General features: G+C 72.0%; 14 protein-coding genes and 2 tRNA genes. 2 read left to right on the forward strand and 14 right to left on the reverse strand.

Translation table 11 applies throughout. The features are described from left to right. Positions 1-11: 11 nt before the first annotated feature. The 14 genes from ACIQNU_RS28090 to ACIQNU_RS28155 form a co-directional block, all read right to left on the reverse strand. On the reverse strand, positions 12-2,177 hold the full coding sequence (locus tag ACIQNU_RS28090; protein WP_401371760.1) for an ArnT family glycosyltransferase: 2,166 nt from the start codon (positions 2,175-2,177) through the stop codon (positions 12-14). Then, positions 2,174-3,619 carry a glycosyltransferase gene (locus tag ACIQNU_RS28095; RefSeq protein ID WP_401371762.1) on the reverse strand — a complete coding sequence of 482 codons (1,446 nt, stop codon included), beginning with the start codon at positions 3,617-3,619 and terminating at the stop codon, positions 2,174-2,176. The genes ACIQNU_RS28090 and ACIQNU_RS28095 overlap by 4 nt, the downstream gene beginning before the upstream one ends. A gap of 26 nt (positions 3,620-3,645) precedes the next feature. Next, complete coding sequence (locus ACIQNU_RS28100) at positions 3,646-5,223, reverse strand: sensor histidine kinase (protein WP_401371764.1); 1,578 nt, start codon at positions 5,221-5,223, stop codon at positions 3,646-3,648. Next, positions 5,220-5,963 (reverse strand): response regulator transcription factor, encoded by a 744-nt coding sequence (locus tag ACIQNU_RS28105; RefSeq protein ID WP_401371766.1) that lies wholly within the window; start codon positions 5,961-5,963, stop codon positions 5,220-5,222. The genes ACIQNU_RS28100 and ACIQNU_RS28105 overlap by 4 nt, the downstream gene beginning before the upstream one ends. 78 nt (positions 5,964-6,041) lie before the next feature. Continuing rightward, a complete protein-coding gene (locus tag ACIQNU_RS28110) occupies positions 6,042-6,968 on the reverse strand; it encodes an amidohydrolase family protein (protein ID WP_401371768.1) in 927 nt (308 codons plus the stop codon). After that, positions 6,916-7,293 (reverse strand): antibiotic biosynthesis monooxygenase family protein, encoded by a 378-nt coding sequence (locus tag ACIQNU_RS28115; RefSeq protein ID WP_401371770.1) that lies wholly within the window; start codon positions 7,291-7,293, stop codon positions 6,916-6,918. The genes ACIQNU_RS28110 and ACIQNU_RS28115 overlap by 53 nt, the downstream gene beginning before the upstream one ends. Positions 7,294-7,344: 51 nt before the next feature. Beyond that, complete coding sequence (locus ACIQNU_RS28120) at positions 7,345-8,253, reverse strand: DUF2797 domain-containing protein (protein WP_401371772.1); 909 nt, start codon at positions 8,251-8,253, stop codon at positions 7,345-7,347. Between the two features lie 88 nt (positions 8,254-8,341). After that, entirely contained in the window at positions 8,342-9,937 is a 1,596-nt protein-coding gene (locus tag ACIQNU_RS28125) for a bifunctional 3-(3-hydroxy-phenyl)propionate/3-hydroxycinnamic acid hydroxylase (RefSeq protein ID WP_401371774.1), read from the reverse strand. Between the two features lie 45 nt (positions 9,938-9,982). Then, positions 9,983-11,260 carry a VOC family protein gene (locus tag ACIQNU_RS28130; protein ID WP_401371776.1) on the reverse strand — a complete coding sequence of 426 codons (1,278 nt, stop codon included), beginning with the start codon at positions 11,258-11,260 and terminating at the stop codon, positions 9,983-9,985. Further along, positions 11,260-12,192, reverse strand: a complete 933-nt coding sequence (locus ACIQNU_RS28135; protein ID WP_401371778.1) for a fumarylacetoacetate hydrolase family protein — start codon at positions 12,190-12,192, stop codon at positions 11,260-11,262. Before ACIQNU_RS28135 ends, ACIQNU_RS28130 begins: the two co-directional genes overlap by 1 nt. 123 nt (positions 12,193-12,315) lie before the next feature. Further along, complete coding sequence (locus ACIQNU_RS28140; RefSeq protein WP_401371780.1) at positions 12,316-12,894, reverse strand: carboxymuconolactone decarboxylase family protein; 579 nt, start codon at positions 12,892-12,894, stop codon at positions 12,316-12,318. A gap of 102 nt (positions 12,895-12,996) precedes the next feature. Further along, entirely contained in the window at positions 12,997-13,596 is a 600-nt protein-coding gene (locus ACIQNU_RS28145) for a TetR/AcrR family transcriptional regulator (RefSeq protein ID WP_401371782.1), read from the reverse strand. Between the two features lie 193 nt (positions 13,597-13,789). Continuing rightward, positions 13,790-13,862, reverse strand: a tRNA-Arg gene (locus ACIQNU_RS28150). Between the two features lie 204 nt (positions 13,863-14,066). Beyond that, positions 14,067-14,157 (reverse strand) — tRNA-Ser (locus ACIQNU_RS28155). Positions 14,158-14,384: 227 nt separating this feature from the next. Between ACIQNU_RS28155 and ACIQNU_RS28160 the strand changes: the two genes are divergently transcribed. Continuing rightward, positions 14,385-14,843, forward strand: a complete 459-nt coding sequence (locus tag ACIQNU_RS28160; RefSeq protein ID WP_401371784.1) for an SSI family serine proteinase inhibitor — start codon at positions 14,385-14,387, stop codon at positions 14,841-14,843. A gap of 272 nt (positions 14,844-15,115) precedes the next feature. Beyond that, the gene (locus ACIQNU_RS28165; RefSeq protein ID WP_401371786.1) at positions 15,116-19,330 is read left to right on the forward strand and encodes a PAS domain-containing protein; all 4,215 of its coding nucleotides are present in this window, start codon (positions 15,116-15,118) and stop codon (positions 19,328-19,330) included. Positions 19,331-19,337: the final 7 nt, after the last annotated feature.

Consider the following 19,337-nt stretch of genomic DNA (forward strand, 5'->3'; position numbering starts at 1 on the left):
CCATAGATCGGTCAACTCACCGGCTTGGTCAGGTCGTAGAACGTCGTGCTGCCCGCCGTGACCTCCGTGTAGTGCTCCTCCACCCAGGTCGTGATCGCGGACGCGGTGCCTTCTCCGCCGCCCATGCCGCCTCCGCCGCCGCCTCCTGAGATGAAGTAGTGGATCTTCCCGTCCTCGACGTACCGCTGGAACTGGGCGAGCGTCGGGGACGGGTCGCTCCCGTTGAAGCCGCCGATCGCCATCACCGGGTCGCCGGTGGCGAGCTGGTAACTCGCGGCGTTCTGGGCGCCGATGGCCGCGCCCGGCCAGGTGTAGTCCCCGGCGTTCGCCTCCAGGAGCTGCTTCGCCTCCGTGCTGACCTGGGCGCCGTCGAGCAGGCCGCCCATGCCGCCGCCTCCGCCGCCTCCGCCTCGGCCGAACTCACGGGCACCGGCACCCGGGGCCTGACCCTGGCCCTGTCGTCCGGCGCCCGCCTTGCCCGTCCCGCCGCCCGGTGCCGTACCCGCCTGGGGTGCCTGCCCGGTACCGCCCGCAGGCGGCTGCCCCTGCCCCTGCCCCTGCGCGCCGGGGGGTCGCATCCCGCCACCGGGACCTCCCCCGAACCCACCCCGCCCCGCACTCGCCGGACCCGCCGTCACGATCGACCCCGTGTGCGCGGTGTCCAGCGTCGACAGGGTGTACGCGGTCGGAGCCGCCAGCGCCGCCACCGCGCTCACCGCCACCGCGAGCAGCGCGACCCGGCGCCCTAGCCGCAGCGCGAGCAGCAGACCGAGGGCCCCCGCGATGCCCGCGACCAGGACCGCCGTCCGCAGCCACGACAGATAGTCCGGGGTCCTGCCCAGGAGTGTGTACGCCCACCAGGCCGTCACCCCGACCGTCGCCGCGAGGAACAGCGCCGCCCACGGCTTCGCCCGCTCCTCCCACAGGACCGTCGCGCCCATGCCGACGAGCGCCGCGATGTAGGGGGCGAGGGCGACCGTGTAGTAGTCGTGGAAGATGCCCGCCATGAAGCTGAAGACGGCGACCGTCGTCAGCAGCGCGCCGCCCCAGACCAGGAACGCGGCGCGCGCGGAGTCGGTGCGCCGGGCCTTCCACGTCACGATCAGACCGGCGGCCAGCAGGATCAGCGCGGCGGGCAGCAGCCAGGAGATCTGGCCGCCGGAGGATTCGTTGAACATGCGGCCGATGCCGGTGGTGCCCCACCGTCCGCCGCCCGCGCCACCCGCGCCACCGCCGCCTCCCCCGCCCACACTGCCGGCCTCGTCGCCGTTGAGCCGCCCGAGGCCGTTGTAGCCGAAGGTCAGCTCCAGGAAGGAGTTGGTCTGGGAGCCGCCGGTGTACGGCCGTGACGACGCGGGCCACAGTTCGACGATCGCGACCCACCAGCCGCCCGACACCAGCACCGCGAGCCCCGAGAGCAGCAACTGACCGAACCGCTTGCGCAGCCGAACCGGGGCGCACACCGCGTACACGATCGCCAGCGGCGGCAGGATCAGGAACGCCTGGAGCGTCTTGGCGAGGAAGGCGAAACCGACGGCGACGCCCGCCCACACCAGCCACTTGGTGCGGCCGTCCTCCAGGGCGCGCAGCACGCAGTAGACCGTGACGGTCATGAGGAGCGCGAGCAGGGCGTCCGGGTTGTTGAAGCGGAACATCAGTGCCGCGACGGGCGTCAGCGCGAACACCGCGCCCGCGAGGAGACCGGCGGCCGGGCTGAACCGGCGCCGCACCGCCGCGTACAGGACGGCGACCGTGCCGGTACCCATCAGGACCTGCGGGGCCAGGATCGCCCACGAGCTGAGGCCGAAGATCCGTACCGACAGCTCCATCGGCCAGAGCGAGGCGGGCGGCTTGTCGACGGTGATGGCGTTGCCCGCGTCGAGCGAGCCGAAGAAGAACGCCTTCCAGGACTGGCTGCCCGCCTGGACGGCCGCCGAGTAGAAGGAGTTGGCGTAGCCGGAGGAGGTCAGGTTCCAGAAGTACAGGGCCGTGGTGGCGAGGAGCAGGCCGAGGAAGGCGGGGCGTGCCCAGCGGGGGTCGTCGGGACGGCCGCGCCAGAGCCGGGCGGCGCGGCCTGCGCTTTGGCGGCGGTGGGGGTGCGCGGCGGCCAAGTTGTTGGGGACGGGTGCCGGGGGCGGGTAGCCCGCCAGGGACGGATCGGTGGGCGAGGTGGTCATCGGGTGTTCCTCGGGTCGGAGTCGAGCGGACGGCGGGCGTGGCGGGGGGACATGCCCGGGTCCTGGTGGGGGAGTTCCGTGTGGGGGAGTTCCGTGTACGGGGGTTGGTGCCTGTTCTCGAAGGGGGACCAGTCGGGTGCGGCGGCGGGCTTCTCCTGCGGGGCGTCCGGCTGCTGCCCCCGGTCCGGGAACACCCACGCCCTCAGCAGCAGGAACCGCAGGACGGTCGCCGCGAGATTGGCCGCGACGAGCACCGCCAGCTCCGTACCGTGCGAGGCGTCCGACGCCGCCGCGTCGAGTGCGGCGAGCGACCCGCTGGTCAGGGCGAGTCCGATCCCGAAGACGACCAGGCCCTGCGCCTGATGCCGTACGGCACGGTCCCGGCCGCGTACCCCGAAGGTGAGCCTCCGGTTGGCCGCCGTATTGGCGACGGCGGACACCAGGAGCGCGAGGGCGTTGGCGATCTGGGCGCCCGCGACCATCCGGAAGCCGGAGTACAGGAGGAGGTAGAACAGCGTCGACAGCGCCCCGACCACGCAGAACCCGACGAGTTGGCGGGCCAGTCCGCGCGGCACCCCGGTGAGCGCCCGGTCGCGCGGGTCGTCGCCGAACGGGCGGGCCAGCCGGTCGAGCGGCAGCGCGCCCACGGCGAGCGCCCGCCCCACCCGCCACACCCCCTTGAGGTCGTCCGTCGCGGTCCTGAGCAGGTGCACGGTCGAGTTGGGGTCGTCCACCCAGTCGACCGGCACCTCGTGGATGCGCAGCCCGGCGCGCTCGGCCAGCACCAGCATCTCCGTGTCGAAGAACCAGCCGGTGTCCTCGACGAGCGGCAGCAGCACCTGTGCGACGTCGCGCCGGATCGCCTTGAAGCCGCACTGCGCGTCGGAGAACCGGGCGGCGAGCGAGCCGCGCAGGATCAGGTTGTACGCGCGGCTGATGAACTCCCTCTTGGGCCCGCGTACCACCCGCGAACTGCGCGCGAGACGCGAGCCGATCGCCAGGTCCGAGTGGCCGGAGATGAGCGGGGCGACGAGGGGGAGGAGCGCGTTGAGGTCGGTGGACAGGTCGACGTCCATGTACGCGAGGACGTGCGCGTCGGACGCGGCCCATACGGTGCCCAGGGCCCGGCCGCGCCCTTTCTGTTCGAGCCGCACCGAGGAGACCTCGGGCAGCGACGCCGCGAGCCACGCGGCGACCTCGGGGGTGCTGTCCGTGGAGGCGTTGTCGGCGATCGTGATGCGGAAGCGGTACGGGAACGTGTGGGCGAGATGGTCGTGGAGCCGTACGACGCACGGCTCCAGATCCTTCTCCTCGTTGAACACGGGGACCACGACGTCGAGGACCGGCACACCGTCCGCACCGGCGGGAAGGTGCTGCCTGGCCGGCAGGGCACCCAGGGTCGGCCCGGTGGGGCCGGTGCCGAAAGAAGAGTCGGTTCGCATGCCACCGACACTCGCCAGACCCGCTGTCAGGGCTGTGTGGTCCGCCTGTGGCCCGCCTGTGAGTGCGTGACAGTCGTGTGAACTGCCGTACCGGGCAAGGCGCGCCCGCCCGTGACGGACCCGGAGACACCCACGTCGTACGCGGGCAGATGGACCGTGAACACCGTCCGCCCCGGCCCGCTCTCGACCGTCACACCACCCCCGTGCGCGGCCGTCACCGCCTGCACGATGGCGAGTCCGAGCCCGGTGGACCCCGAGATGCGGGAGCGCGAGGAGTCGCCGCGCGCGAACCGTTCGAAGACGTGCGGCAGCAGCGCGGGCGGGATGCCGGGCCCGTCGTCGGACACGTCCAGACAGACCCACCTCCCGTGCCGGTGCACCCGCGCGGTGACGGTGGTGCCCGGGGGTGTGTGGGTACGGGCGTTGGCGAGGAGATTGACGAGGACCTGTTGGATACGGGCCGTGTCGGCGAGGACGAGCTGCGGCTGCGACGGCAGGTCGAGGCGCCAGGCGTGGTCCTGGTCGGCGGCGCGCGCGTCGCTGAGGGCGTCCACGACCAGGGGCGACAGGTCGGCGCACGCGTACTCCAGGGGGCGGCCCGCGTCGAGCCGGGCGAGCAGCAGCAGGTCCTCGACCAGGCCGGTCATCCGGTGCGCCTCGGATTCGATACGGCCCAGGGCGTGCCGGGTGTCGGGTCCGGTGGGTTCGCGGCCCCGGCGGGTGAGTTCGGCGTAGCCGCGGATCGACGCCAGTGGGGTGCGCAGTTCGTGGCTGGCGTCGGCGACGAACTGGCGTACCCGGGTCTCGCTGTGCTGGCGGGCGTCCAGCGCCCCGTGGACGTGGTCGAGCATGCGGTTGAGCGCGGCGCCGACCTGGCCGACCTCGGTGCGCGGGTCGGCCTCGGTTTCGGGGACGCGCTCGTACAGGGCGACCTCGCCGCTGTGCAGGGGCAGTTCGGAGACGCGGGTGGCGGTGGCGGCGACGCGGCGCAGGGGGCGCAGGGCGACGCCGACCATGGCGGCGCCGGCGAGCGAGGCGGCGACGAGTCCGGCGGCGGTGACGCTGATCTCGACGGCGATGAGGGTGTGGAGGGTGTTGGTGACCTTGGCGGTCGGGATGCCGACGTAGAAGGTGCCGTTGACGCCTTGGGCATAGGTCACGCGGTACTCGCCGAGCCCGGGGAGGTCGACGTTGTGCTGCTGGTGCTCGACCTTGGGGACGCCGGAGAGCGCGGCCTCCTGGGCGGGCGTGAGCGCGTCGCTGGACAGGCGCAGGCCGTAGCTGTCCTGCGTCTCCTTGCTGACCTCTCCCTCCGCGATGGTGCCGTCGACGACGACCGCGCCCAGGGTGCCGGGTTCCTGTGGCCCCTTGGTGACGAAGTCGAGCGGCCCGTCGTCCGCCGCGTTGTGCCTGGGCGGGACGCCGACCGGGCCGGCCGCACGCAGCGCGAGAGGTTTGAGCGCGCCGTCGAGCTGGTCGTACAGATGCGAGTGAATCGCGATCGTGGTCACCGTGCCGATGACCGCGCAGACGACGGCGATGAGGGCGACCGAGCCCACGACGAGGCGGGTACGCAGGGACCTCGTACGCGGGCGCCGGGTCATGCCGGGACGGCGGGCTTGATCAGATAGCCGGCGCCGCGCCGGGTGTGGATCATCGGCGCCCGACCGGCGTCGATCTTCCGCCGCAGATACGAGATGTACAGCTCGACCACATTGGCCTGGCCGCCGAAGTCGTAGCTCCACACCCGGTCGAGGATCTGCGCCTTGCTGAGCACGCGGCGCGGATTGCGCATCAGGAACCGCAGCAGCTCGAACTCGGTGGCCGTGAGGTGGATCGAACGCCCGTCCCGCACCACCTCGTGGCTGTCCTCGTCCAGCGTCAGATCGCCCACGACGAGCAGCGACTCGCTGCGCCGGTCCGCCGCCCCCGCCCTGCGGATCAGCCCCCGCAGCCGCGCGACGACCTCCTCCAGGCTGAACGGCTTGGTCACATAGTCGTCGCCGCCCGCCGTGAGCCCCGCGATCCGGTCCTCGACGGCGTCCTTCGCGGTCAGGAACAGCACGGGTACGTCCGGCAGTTCACGGCGCAGCCGCCCGAGGACGGCGAGTCCGTCCATGTCGGGCAGCATCATGTCGAGGACGACGGCGTCGGGCCGGAACTCGCGGGCGGTGTGCACCGCGCCGGTCCCGTCGCCCGCGCTGCGGATCTGCCAGCCCTCGTAGCGCAGGGCCATCGACAGCAGCTCCGTGATGGACAGCTCGTCGTCCACGACGAGCACCCGGACCGGACTCCCGTCCGGCCTCAGCAGTTCGGTCCGCCCCTGGGGCGTGGTAGCGGTCATGCTGCACACCCTGGGACGCGGGCCTGAGAAGGCTCTTTCGGGAACCTGTGAATCTCCTGAGAAAGGGCCGCCCGGTCCTCACCCCAGGTCGAACAGCCGGACCCCGTTCCCGTAACAGACCGCGCGCAGCCATTCCGTACCGAGATCGAGCCGTTCGAGCGCGTCGAGCTGGTGGACGTACGGATACGGGATGTTCGGAAAGTCCGTGCCGAGCAGGACCCGATCCCCGAGGTCGCCCAGCCGCCCCAGCTCGGCCTTCGGGAAGGGGCTCATCCCTTCACTGAAATCGGTGAACGCCATCGTCGTGTCGAGCCGTACCTCCCGGTACCGCTCCGCGAGGTCGAGGAAGTCCGCGTACTCGGGCATGCCGAGGTGCGCCACGACCAGCCGCAGCCCGGGATGGCGCGCGAGGACCCGTCCGACCGGCTCAGGCCCGGTGTGCTTGCCGGGTACGGGCCCCGAGCCGCAGTGCGTCACGACGGGAACACCGGCCTCGGCCAGCAGCCCCCACACGGGGTCGAGCACCGGGTCCGCCGGGTCGTACCCCCCGACCTGCACATGCGCCTTGAACACCCGCGCCCCGTCGTCGAGCGCCCGCCGGACATACGCCTCCACACCCGGCTCCGGGAAGAACGTCGCGGTGTGCAGGACATCGGGTGTCCGCACGGCGAACCCGACGGCCCACTCGTTGAGCCACGCCGCCATGCCCGGCTTGTGCGGATACAGCATCGCGGTGAAGGCCCGTACGCCGAACGCCCGCAGCAGCGCGAGCCGTTGCTCCTCCTCCTGCCGGTACGCGATCGGCCACGCGACGCCCGTCAGCGGCCCCACACCGTCGAAGTACGCCCACACCTTCCGCAGGACCCGCTCGGGCATGAAGTGCGTATGGACATCGACCAGCCCGGGAAGCCGGTGCCGCTCCCGAAACCCCCGAACACTCTCGATCTCCCCCTCACTCACCGCGCCCCTCCGTCCCTCCGGCCTCGGGACCGCGCCGGAACTCATAACTCCGCTCGACCTTGGCGACGTGCACGGCGTACCGCTCGTACCACTCGTCGCGCCCCCGCCGCTGCGCGGCACGGTGGTCCACGACGGCCCGCCACTCCTTGATCGCGTCCTCGTCACGGAAGTACCCGACGGTGACGCCCAGTCCGCCGGGCGTCCGCGCGGAGTCCATCCCGAGAAACCCGGGGATCTCCTGGACCAGCTCCTCCATACGGTCGGCCGTCTCGCCGTACCCGTTGTCCCCGTCGGTCCGCAGGGAGGTGAACACCACGGCGTAGTACGGCGGCTCGTGCGCGGCGACAGGCGCCACAGGATGATCGCTCATGACACCCAAGATGGTTCCTGCCCCTGCTTCCTGTCCATTGCCTCCTGCCCCTCAGAACAACTCCTTCTGCACCGCGGACACATCCCGCACGGGCAGGGTGATACGCCCTGGACCGGCGCCGTCGGCGACCAGCGCCCATCCCCTCATGAGCCGGCTGTCGAGTACGACGACCTGCGGGGCGACGTCGAGATGCAGATCGGGCCCGGCGACGGCGAGCAGCCGCCCATGGACGACCCCGCCCTCGGCCAGTTCGCTGACGACGCCGCCGGCGGGCGGCAACCCGTCGAGCCCGAACACGGCACCGTGATCGACCACCGCGCACGGCAACGGCTCCAGCGCCTCGGGCCAGCCGTCCAGCGCGCGGGCGGTGCGATGGAGCCGGGTCAGCGCGGCGGCGCGATGCGCCGGACCGGGCAGCTCGGCCCGTACGGCGCGCTTGGCACCGTACGGGATCCGGTCGGGCACCCGCAGCGCGGCCCGCAGCAGCTCCTCGGTCCGTCTCGCGGCCATGAGCGGCCCGGCGCCGAGCCAGCTGAAGGCGACGGCACCCTGTTCGAGGAGCCGGTCCGCCCCTCGGTGCACCCCGGTGATCCCGACCTTGACCAGCCCGTCCCCGAACCACGCCAAATAGACGTGGTAAGGCCGGGGGTCGTCGAGAAAGGTGTCGGCCGCCACGGAATGAGCGCGGTCGACGCGAGCACACGCGTCACACTGCCCCCGGGTACTCCGCCCCGGCACCACGGCATGGTCCCCGCACCCGACCCACCGCCCACCCCGCCACACCCCGGGACACCGCCGTATCCCCACGACCCGAAAAGCGATGAGGCGCCCGTACACAAGAGGACTCTCCCGCTCCGCACCCGCGTCCCTCGCCCACCGAAGCCGGGGGCCTGTCTCCCCCCACCGCACACCCACACACGACCAACTCACACAGTCGAAGCTAGCCGCCCCCACCGACACCCTGTTTCAGAAAATGGCCAGATCCCCGATACCCACCGGAGATCTGGCCACTTTCGTCAGAGAGGGTTCCCCGGACACGGTTTCCTGTTCATGACAGCGACGCGCGCTCGGCGAGGACGCGTTCGGACAGGTTGTGCACGAGCCCGTCCGCCGCGTGCGGGGTGCGGACCCCGCCGAACAGGTGGAAGTCGGGGCGGATCAGGACGACCGACGCGTTCAGCTGTTCGAACCACGCGGCGTACCTGCCCTCGGTGTCCGTGAGTCCGCCGGGCCCGAAGTGGGCGCTGCGGCCTCGCAGTCGCTGCCAGGCCGTGCGCTGGACCGGCGACAGCAGCTCCAGCGGATCGCGGTCCCGTCCCAGCAGGAGGAAGCCGCCCGCGGGGAGCACCTCGTCGAGGAGACCGGTCCGCGTCCCCGAGCCGACCGTGGCCTGCAAGCCCAGGCCGCCGCCGATCCCGTCGTCCTGGAGGGTGCCGCCGCGCAGGGTCCAGTTCTCCCGCACTTCGTGGACCATGCCGACGCTTCCGCCCAGCATGGCGTCGCGCTCCGCGCACTCGTCCGGGTCGGTCATGCAGATCAGCCGGCCGAGGCCCACCGTGTCCTGGATGACCCGCGCGATCTGCCCGGAGCGTTCGGCCGTGTAGTCCTCCAGGAGCCGCTCGTCGCCCTCGCCCCGGACCAGCAGGACCAGACGCCAGGCGAGATTCGCGGCGTCACGGATGCCGGAGTTCAGTCCCTGGCCGGTGAAGGGCGGCATCTGGTGCGCGGCGTCCCCGGCCAGGACGACACGGCCCTTGTTCCACCGGTCGGCCCAGCGGCCCCGGAAGGTGTACCGGGCGTGCCTGACCAGCTCGGCGTTGCCGGGGTGGATCTCGAAGGACTTGAGCAACTCCCATGAGTTCTCGTCGGTGTCGACGGACTCCTGGTCGTCCGTCGGCATGATCATGAACTCCCACCGGCGCCGCCCCGGACCCGCCGGTACGAGGGTCGTCGGCCTGCCGGGACCCAGCACCTGGCAGGCGTAGGGCAGCCAGTCCGGCGGCGTGTGCGGGATGACGTCGACGACCAGCCAGTCACGGTTGAAGCCGAGGTCCGTCAGCTCAAGGCCCAGCAGCGCGCGTACGGTGCTGTTGGCGCCGTCGCAGCCGACGGCGTAGGCCGCGCGCAGGGTGCGCGGCGCTCCGTCCGGCACCGGGGCGAGGCCCGTGTGGGGCCGGATGGTGGCGCTGACGCCGCTCCCGTCGTCGGTCAGCCCGTCGAGCGAGAAGCCCCGGTACTGGTCGATCCGCGGCTCGGCCCGCACCCGCCGCTCCAGCAGGGTCTCCAGGTCGGGCTGGGAGAAGCCGGACATCTGGGCGAGGCCGGACTCCGACTCCAGCGGGTACTCCGAGTCACCCAGGGTCCGCCCCGCCCCGTCCGCGAAGCTGAACCGCTGCCCGTCCACGCCCCAGGGTTCGAGCATCCCGTCGAGTTCGGCGCCCATGCCGAGCTGCCGCAGGACCCGTTGGACGTCGTGGCTCATGGCCACGGCGCGGGGCAGCGGGTAGGGCTGCGCCCACCGCTCCACGACGCTCACGCGCAAGCCCTGCTGCGCCAGCAGGAGTGCCAGCACCTGGCCGACCGGGCCGGCGCCCGCGATCAGTACATCGGTGTCGTCTCCGCGCCGCGTCACGTCGTGGTTCACCGTTGTCGCCCTGTCGTTCGTCGTTCTCGCGTCGTCGCTCATCGTTCAGCCCAGGGGTCCCATGTAGGTCTGGTCGACGTAGGTGTCCGACAGCGGCTCCAGCGCGTCGGGCCAGGTGCCGGTCACGGTGCGGCGCTCGCTGCTCGGGCGCGGCCTGCCGTCCCAGCCGACCTGCTCCATGTAGTAGTAGAGACAGACCAGGTGGCCGTCCGGGTCGCGCAGGTGGGCCGCGTAGTCGATGCCCGCGTACAGCTCCGGCGGGATGCCCTCGACCAGGGTGTGGCCGTGGCTCTGAAGGAACTCCACCGCGGCGCGCAGCTGGCGGTAGCTGCCGACCTCCATGCCCATGCTCAGGCACGAGCTGTGCTCGCTCAGCCCGAGCATGCCGCGCAGCGCCTTGTCCGCCAGGACGAAGGAGTGGTGCTCGGTGCCGTTGCGCAGGAACACGATGCGCTTGCCGCGGTACGCGGACTCCTCGACGTGTTCGAAGCCGAGCAGCTCCGTGTAGTACGTGACCATCTCGTCCATGCGCTCGGTGAACACCGACACGGGGCCGAGCTTGGTGACCTTGAAGGGGCGCGGCAGAAGGATGCCGCCCACGTCGTGGGTCTCCGCCAGGTGCGACTCGGCGGGCCGCCAACCGGAGTGGATGTCGATGCCCTTGTCCAGCGCCTCACGGACCTCGGCGGCTTCCGACATCTGGGGCAGGGGCGGCCTGTCGTCGAAACCCCGGTAGTGCATCGCGTGCGGCTTGGAGTTGCGGGACCAGCCGACCTGCTCCATGCCGTAGTACAGCTCGACCATGTTGTCGTCCGGGTCGCGGAAGTAGATGTGCCAGTTCCCGCCGGGCATGTCCCGCCCGACGCGCCCGAACTCCACGCCCTTGGCGCGCAGGTACTCCTCCGCGTCGTGCACTTCCTGGAGGGTGCCGACCTGCCAGGTGATCTGGCTGAGGGTGATGTCCTTCGCGATCCGGTCGTTGCCGTTGACGGTGCCGAAGGTGCGGTGGGCGAGCAGCAGCGCGTGATGGTCGGACGAGTTGCTGGTGAAGATCATGCGCGGGTCGGTGACGACGCCCTCCACCAGGGAGCGCAGCTCCGGCGGCACCTGGTCGAGCAGGCTGACCTCGTCGGTGACGCGGAAACCCAGGAGGTCGGTGTAGAAAGCGATCGACTCGTCGAGGTGATCGGAGTTGAAGCCGAAGTGACCGAAGCGGCGGATCTTGAACGGGCGGGGCAGCAGCACTCCGCCGACGTCGTACCGCGCGGGTTCCGTGCCGGACGTGCCGGATGTGCCGGATGTGCCGGGTGTCGGGGTGGTCATCACTTGTCTCCGTCCTGGTCGTCCGCGGCCGGGTAACCGGGGCCCGCGGTCACGGGGTTGCTGAGTTCGCCGATGCCCGTCACCCAGGTGACGAGGGTGTCGCCGGGCTGGAGGAAGACGGGCGGCTCACGGAACAGGCCGACGCCCGCGGGCGTGCCCGTGAAGATCACGTCGCCGGGCAGCAGGGGGGTCACCCCGGAGATGTACGCGATGAGCTGGGGGACGGAGAAGAGCAGGTCCCCGGTACGCCCCGTCTGCATCACCTGGCCGCCCAGGCTGCACCCGATCTCCAGGTCGTCCGGATCCTCGAACTCGTCCGGCGTGACGAGCACGGGACCCATCGGGCCGAATCCGGGGAAGGACTTGCCCATGGAGAACTGCGGTGCGATGCCCTCCAGCTGGATCACACGCTCGGAGATGTCCTGTCCGACCGTGAGGCCGGCGACGTGGCTCCACGCGTCCTTCTCGGCCACGCGCTCGGCGTGCCGGCCGATGACGACGACCAGTTCGACCTCCCAGTCGACGTTCCGGGTAGGCAGCGGGACGGCGTCGTACGGGCCGGTGAGGCTGGTACGGAACTTGGTGAAGATCAAGGGTGTCCCGGGCGCCGGGATATCCCCCTGGTGCCCCTGCGCACGGCCGGCCTCCTCCAGGTGGTCCCGGTAGTTGGCGCCGATACCGTAGACCTGCCGCGGCGCGGGTACGGGATTCTGCAACCCGTCGAGCGGCAGTCGCTCCTGCTCGTCGTCCCAGGTGTACGAGGCGGCCCACTCGACCAGGGCGTCCCAGCTGTCGAAGACGCGCTCGGGATCGGCCGGGAAGCGGCCCTTGCTGGCCTGCTCCAGATCGACGGCGGTGCCCTTGTTGTTCTTGTGGTCCTTCTGGTCCTTGTCCACGAGGACCAGGCGGTTGGCGATGACTCCTAGGCGCATGACGGCGCGCTCCTTCGGCTCAAGAGGTGTGGGAGGTTCTGCGGTCCAGGAGGTCCCGGAGTCCGGGAGGTCCTGAAGTTGAGGGGGTCCTGAAGTTGAGGGGGTCCTGAAGTCGGTGAGGTTTCAGGAAGGGAATGCCGGAGCGGCACGGGGACCGTCGAGCGGCACCCCCAGGGACCGGAGGGTTCCGGCGAGCAGGACGTAGTGGCCCACCAGCATGGGCAGTTCGATCATCTGCTCCGTGGTCAGCAGCGCACGCAGCTCGCGCGAGGTGCCCTCGTGGATCACCTGGTTCACATGGAGCTGGTCGGCCGCGGCGATCAGCAGACGCTCGCGCGGGCACCAGTTCCCCGCGGCTTCACCGGTGAGCGCGGCCAGTTCGCCGTCGGACAGCCCTTCCCTGGCGCCGAGTTCGACGTGGTGGGCCAGCTCGTAGGCGCTTCCGCAGCGCCAGGCGGTCCGGATGATCAGCAGCTCGCGTTCCCTGCCGGGGAACACCGAGTGCGCCAGCAGTCGCAGGCAGAAGGGCAGCCAGGCCCGGAACAGCGCGGGGTGGCGTACCACGGTGCTGAAGAGATTCGGTGCGTCGTCCCCGAATACGCCGGAGAGCAGTTCACGCTGCTCCTCGGTGCGCTCGGCGGGCGCCAGGGGGGTGAGGACGGACGCGGTCGGCCGGGGGACTTCTGGAACTTCCTGGTTCATGACGCTGCCCCTATGTCTCGTTCTCCGTACTCAGGGGCTCGGCACGCTCCGGCTCGTCGGTGACGTCTCGGTCAGCGGGGCGGGTCAGGTGTGCGGGCCGAGTCAGGTGTGCAGCAGTGCGGGAAGCAGCGCCTGGTCGACGCAGCGCGCGAGGTACTCCGCGTCGGCACAGGCTCCCTCGAACACCGGCCGGGTCAGCGCCACACTGAGGAACAGCTGTGGCAGGAAATCCGTCGCCGAGGGTCTGGAGGCCAGCTCGCCCCGTTCGACGGCCCGGTCGACGACACCGGCGAGATCGGTGAACCACGGCTGCACCAGCGTGGTGCGCATCGCCTCGGCAAGCTCCTCGTCGGCGAGTACGGCATGGCCGAGCGCGGCGATCAGTGCCGAGTCCTTCTCCGCGGTGGGGCCGAACAGATCGACCATGGCCATCAGATCGCCCCGGAGCGTCCCGGTGTCGATCTCCTCCGGCCTGAGCGGCCGGGTGGCGTAGAGCGCCGCCGCGACCATCTGCGGCTTGGTCGGCCACATCCGGTAGAGGGTGGCCTTGCTGCACCGCCCGCGCGCCGCGACCAGGTCCATGGACAACTCGGCGTACCCGACCTCGCGCACCACGTCCATCACCGCGGCAAGCAGCTCCTCCTCCCGCTCGGGGGTCATCCGAGGACGGCGAATCGGCTCATCACCGCTGGTACGGGCCATCACGAGGCTCCCTTTAGTACAGAACTGTTTCGTACCATCACCGTAGACCAGGCCCCGGAGAAACGCAACCGTACTATTTCCCGGGGCCACCGGAGCAGCGAATCCGGCACGCGACAGGCACGCACCAGGCAGACAACACGCACGCGACAGAGAGACCCCGTGGATCACTCCACGGGGTCTCTCTCATCCAATGTGCACTCGGCAGGATTCGAACCTGCAACCTTCTGATCCGTAGTCAGATGCTCTATCCGTTAAGCTACGAGTGCCTGTTGTTCTGTTGTGTTTCTTGCTCTTCCTGGCCGGGTTGTGGCCCGGTAGGCGTTGCGGGAACAACATTACATGACCGGCGGCGTGAGGTGAAATCCGTTTGCCGGACCTGGGCTGACCTGCGCAGATGCCACTTTTGGCGGCGGTAACCGAGACGCACCGAAGCCCCGGTCGGGGTCGACCGGGGCTTCGGTATCAAGGTGCGGAGGCGGAGGGATTTGAACCCTCGATGGGCTTGAAGGCCCAAACCGCATTAGCAGTGCGGCGCCATAGACCGGACTAGGCGACGCCTCCCGCACAACCGCCTTCGCGCGAGCGCGATGCGGTGCGTGCAGATGATGACACAGCCGAGCGGGGTGTCACCAATCGCCCCCCACGGTACTAGGCAGCCCCAGCGCAGGGCAAAGCCCTTCCCCGTACCGCAACATCCCACGCGCCGCCGCGTTAAGCCTCCCGGACCCGTAACCCGTACGCGTACTCGTACCCCCGCACCCCTCACCCCCGCACCCCGTGGAGCCCGCATGCTGCGCCGTCTCGTCGTCACCGCCGCCGCGTCCCTCGCCTCCGTCGCCGCCCTCGGCGCCGGTCTCCCCGCCACCGCGCACGCCGAGGCGGCGCCCCTGCCCCTCCCCACGCTCCTCGCCGCGCCCGACCACCTCACCGTCACGGTGTCCGGATCGGAGCGGCGTATCGACGGCACGTACCGGCTCGACTGCTCGCCCGCCGGCGGCACCCACCCGGACCCGGAGGCCGCCTGCCGCCGCCTCGACCAGCTCACCGCCGAGCGCCGCGACCCCTTCGCGCCGGTGCCCGCCGACGCCATGTGCACCCAGCAGTACGGGGGCTCCACCACGGCCCGCGTCACCGGCCGCTGGCAGGGCCACGCCGTCGACACCACGTACTCGCGGACCAACGGATGCGAGATCGCCCGGTGGAACGCGATGGTGCCGGTGCTGCCGGCCCCCGGACGCGCCCGCTGAGGAAACTCCCCGGAGCACACCCCGTAGGGAAGCCCCCATAGGAAGCCCCCGCAGGAAACCCCCGTACGTGTGACCAGCGGCCCCGACCCGACGCCCGCCCGGGGCCGCGCGGGCGTCACAGCATCTGCCTCGCATCTGCGTGCGACCTCCCTCTCATCCGGCGTCGCGAGCGCAACCGCTCCCCGTAGACTCCCTCGCGTGACACGCTGCGGGCCGCGAGGCAAGATGGCCTGCGCGGTCGGCTCGATGCGGTAACAGGGAGGAAGCGTCTCGTGAGCAGCAGGCCATCCCGAGGCGCTGCTCGCCTCGCAGCGATACTCGACGCGCTCCCGGACGCGCTGGTCCTGGTCAACGCGAACGGGACCGTCGTCAACGCCAACACCATCGCCCTGGAGACCTTCGAGGCCCCCGGCACCGCGCTGGTGGGCCGCGGGCTGCTCGATCTGCTGCCCGAGTTCGACTCCCGGCTGATCCCCGGCTCGATGCGCCGCCCGGACACCATCGACACCCTCGGCCGTACCAAGCCGAAGCGCATGATCGCCCGCCGCACCGACGGCGGCGAGTTCCCGGTCGAGGTCACGAGCGCGAATCTTGAGAACGGGCAGCACGCGTACGACGGTCACGGCGGCGGGTACGGATACAGCGGCGACGAGCTGCTGATGCTCGTCGTCCGCGATCTGTCGGGCACCGTCGACACCGAGGCGGAGCTGGCGCGTTCGCAACGGCAGACGGAGATGATCCTGCGCGCCGCCTCCGAAGGCGTCGTCGGCACGGACACCGACGGGCGGGTCGTCCTCGTCAACCCGGCCGCCGCGCAGATACTCGGCTATCGCGCCAGCGACCTCGGCGGCCAGGAGCTGCACGCCCTCGTCCTGCACTCGCGCGAGGACGGCGAGCCCTTCCCGTTCGAGGGGTCGCCGCTCGCCGACACCCTCAAGTCCGGCCGCAAGCACCGCGTACGCGGGCAGGTCCTGTGGTCGAAGAAGGGCGAGAAGGTCCCGGTCGACCTGACGACCGCGCCCGTACGCGACGGGGACCAGCTCGTCGGCGCCGTGCTGACCTTCACCGACCGGCGCGGGTACGACGCCCTGGCCGCCGAGAAGGACGAGCTGGGCCGGCAGCACGCGGAGGCGGTGACACGTCTCCGCGAGGCGCACGCGCAGGAGCTGGCCGCACTCGCCGAGGAGCACGAGGAGCAACTCCACGCCGAGAAGGACCGGTACGCGGCGCTCGCCGAGCGCGAACAGGACCGGTACGAGGCGCTGGCCGAGCGGCACGAGCAACTGCTCGCCGTGCTGGACGGCTCCCTGCGCGGCCCGCTGGACGAGCTGCGCCGCGAACTGTCCGGGCTCGCCGCCGACGACGCCGGGCAGCTCTGGCCCGAGGCGAACCAGATCCTGCACCACCTCGCCGCCGGATACGCCCGCATCACGACCCTCGTGGACAACGTCCTCGGCTACCAGCGGCTCGACTCCGGCGCCGACACGCTCGCCAAACGGGCCGTGATGCTGGACGCCGTCGTCGCGGCCGGTGTCGAGGGCGCGGTCGAGCTGATCGGTCCGGGGCGCGCGCAGTTCGCGGTGCACGCCCCGCCGATCGAGGCCGAGGTCGACCCGGAACGCCTCGCGAACGCCCTCGCGCACCTCGTCGCGGACGTCGCGGGCGTCGACGCGACGGGCAACGCGCCGGTCGCGGCGGGCGGTTACATGGACTCGACGATCGTGGTGGCCGCGGCCCAGCGCGGCGAGGTCGTCCGGATCGAGGTACGCGGGCCCTACGCGGGCGGCGACCCCGTGCACGAGCCGATCGTGCGGGGGATCGTACGGGCGCACGGCGGTGTGCTCCAGACCCATGTGGTGCCGGGGATGAGCGGCAGCGCGTTCGTGCTTGAGGTGCCGATCGGGGGTGGGGCGGGGACGGTTCCGCCGCCCGGGGTGGCTCCGGATGGGGCGGGTGTGGGTACGGGTGCGGGTGTCGGTGCGGGTGTGGATGTCGGCGCGGGTGCGCAGGTGGCCGTGGCCGAGCAGGGGGCCGGGACGGGCGGTGGCCGTGGTGGGCGGCGGCGGGCCCGGCGGGCCTCGGTCGACGCGTTCCTGGAGAGCGAGGTCGCGGGCGACGGCACCGGGGCCGGGACCGGCGACGACGGTAGTAGTACGGGTGCCGGGCCGGAGTCGGGCGTACCGACCGGGCGACGGCGGGGGCGGCGCGCGCCCGAGGCATCCGTGACGCAGGAGACGGCCGGGGCCCTGGTGGCGCCGATGCCCGCGCCGGGTGGGACGGACGGGACGGTGGGCGTAGCGGCCGGCGGAGCGGTTGGTGGCGACGCGAGCGGCGGTACGGGGCGTCGGCGGGGGCGGCCCAGCCCCGCCGAGGGCTCGGTCGTGGCCTCGAACGAACAGGCCGCGCTGCCTCCGGGGCTCGGCCAGGCGGTCCCGCCGCAGGGCGTCCCCACACCGACCGGCCGCCGGGCGCGCCGTGACGACGAACAGCAGCACGCTTTGCCTCCGGGGGCGACGGGTTCCGGGACGGGTACGGGTTCCGGTACGGCCATGGGTGCGGCGCCGGTGTCTCCGTACGCGCTGCCTGCCGGCGCCGGGGCCGGGGCCGGAACCGGGGGAATGGACGACGGCGAGGGCGCGGAGATCCCGGGTCAGCAGTCGGGGCGCCGGGCGCGCCGCGCACTGGGCCCCGCCCCCGAACAGAACGGTCCACGTCCGGTCTTCGCCCTGCCCCCGGCCGACGCGGACCGCGCACCGACGGGACCGGAGGTACCGACTGCTGCGCAGGGCATGTCGGGTGCGCCGGGCGCGCAGGCACCGGGCCGTCAGGTCGACGGGCGGCGAGCCCCGGGTGCCGGACCGGCCGGTGCGTACGACGACGGTGGCTACGGGCACAGCGACCTCGACGGACACGGCGACACCGGCCAGCACGCCGCCGCGCTGCACGACCCGACCGAGGACCACACCCCGCCGCAGCCCCACCCGGCGGACCGTCCGACGGGGCGCCGCAGGGGCCAGCAGGCCGAGGGCGGGCCGTATCCCGGGGCGGGGGTTCCGGTGCCCGGGGTTCCGGGACAGCAGCCGGTGCCTGGTCAGGGCACGCCCGGCCAGGGAATCCCGGCCCAGGGCGGTCCCGTACCGGCCCATCCCGCACAGCCGACCCCCGCACAAGGCATCCCTCACCAAGGCGCACCGGCCCAGGGCACACCGGCACCCCTCGACCCCCGCGTCCGCGCCGCCCAAGCCCTGCCCGCCGAGGGCCAGGCCCCGACGGAGATCGCCGCAGGCGACCCGTCGTCCTCCACGCAGGGCCGTGCCATAAGCGTCCGTACGCTCGGCCAGGGCGTCCCCTTCGACCGCCAGATCGCCGAGCAGCAGCGCGCCACCGGCCAGCCCCAGCAGACCCCACCCCACGGCACTCAGGGAGCACCGGGCGCCCAAGGCACACAGGGGACGCTCGGCGGTGCGAACAGCGCCTCCGCCAACCGCCGCCGCAAACTCGCCACCCGCCCGGACCTCGCCCAGAACCAACCCCCGACACCGGCACCGGAACAGGCACCGGCACCGGGGGGCCAGCCCCAGGCCCAGCCGCAGGCGCACCCCCACCCCCAGTCCCGCCTCGCCACCGCCTCCGCCCCCAGCGGCCGTTCCTACGCCATAGGAGCGCCGGACGAGGACGCCGACGAGGGCCCCGAGCCGCTGGACGGCCCCGGCGGCGCCGTCGAGATCGCCGATCAGCCGCAGCTCCAGCCGATGGACGACGAGCTGCCCCCGGAGCCGCTGGACAATCCGCGCCGCCTGCTGGTGTGGCCCGCGCCCGACGTCAGTACCCAACAGGCCCTGAGCGACCGCGGCTACCGTCCCGTCATCGTCCACTCCCGCGAAGAGGTCGACGCCCAGATCGCCGCGTTCCCGGCCGCGCTCTTCGTCGACCCGCTGACCGGTCCCATCACCCGGACCGCGCTCCAGTCGCTGCGCCAGGCCGCGGTCGCCGCCGAGGTGCCCGTCCTGGTGACGGCCGGCCTTGGCCAGGCGACGCGCGAGGCCGCGTACGGCGCCGATCCCGCCGTACTCCTCAAGGCGCTCGCGCCGCGCGACAGCGAGCAGCATCCGCCGCGGGTCCTGCTCATCGAGCAGCATGCCGAGATCGCCCTTGCGCTCACGGCGACGCTGGAACGGCGTGGGATGCAGGTCGCGCGGGCGGAGACCGACGCGGACGCGGTGACCCTGGCCGCGCAGATGCGGCCGAACCTCGTCGTGATGGACCTGATGCAGGTACGCCGTCGGCGCGCCGGAATCGTCGACTGGCTCCGCGCGAACGGGCAGCTCAACCGCACCCCGCTCGTCGTCTACACCGCCGCCGTCGACCGGACCGAGCTGCCCCGGCTCGCGGCGGGCGAGACCGTCCTGTTCCTCGCGGAGCGCTCCACGAGCACCGAGGTACAGGCCCGGATCGTGGACCTGCTGGCGAAGATAGGGACCAACTAACGGCGAT

Source organism: Streptomyces sp. NPDC091292 (assembly GCF_044757265.1).
Taxonomy (GTDB): Bacteria; Actinomycetota; Actinomycetes; order Streptomycetales; family Streptomycetaceae; genus Streptomyces.

Coding starts and splice junctions, on each gene's coding strand:
- ACIQNU_RS28135 (WP_401371778.1), bottom strand. CDS start 12,192: ATGCGCCTAGGAGTCATCGCCAACCGCCTGGTCCTCGTGGACAAGGAC.
- ACIQNU_RS28115 (WP_401371770.1), bottom strand. CDS start 7,293: ATGAGCGATCATCCTGTGGCGCCTGTCGCCGCGCACGAGCCGCCGTAC.
- ACIQNU_RS28105 (WP_401371766.1), bottom strand. CDS start 5,963: ATGACCGCTACCACGCCCCAGGGGCGGACCGAACTGCTGAGGCCGGAC.
- ACIQNU_RS28100 (WP_401371764.1), bottom strand. CDS start 5,223: ATGACCCGGCGCCCGCGTACGAGGTCCCTGCGTACCCGCCTCGTCGTG.
- ACIQNU_RS28090 (WP_401371760.1), bottom strand. CDS start 2,177: ATGACCACCTCGCCCACCGATCCGTCCCTGGCGGGCTACCCGCCCCCG.
- ACIQNU_RS28110 (WP_401371768.1), bottom strand. CDS start 6,968: ATGAGTTCCGGCGCGGTCCCGAGGCCGGAGGGACGGAGGGGCGCGGTG.
- ACIQNU_RS28160 (WP_401371784.1), top strand. CDS start 14,385: ATGCTGCGCCGTCTCGTCGTCACCGCCGCCGCGTCCCTCGCCTCCGTC.
- ACIQNU_RS28130 (WP_401371776.1), bottom strand. CDS start 11,260: ATGACCACCCCGACACCCGGCACATCCGGCACATCCGGCACGTCCGGC.
- ACIQNU_RS28095 (WP_401371762.1), bottom strand. CDS start 3,619: ATGCGAACCGACTCTTCTTTCGGCACCGGCCCCACCGGGCCGACCCTG.
- ACIQNU_RS28140 (WP_401371780.1), bottom strand. CDS start 12,894: ATGAACCAGGAAGTTCCAGAAGTCCCCCGGCCGACCGCGTCCGTCCTC.
- ACIQNU_RS28145 (WP_401371782.1), bottom strand. CDS start 13,596: ATGGCCCGTACCAGCGGTGATGAGCCGATTCGCCGTCCTCGGATGACC.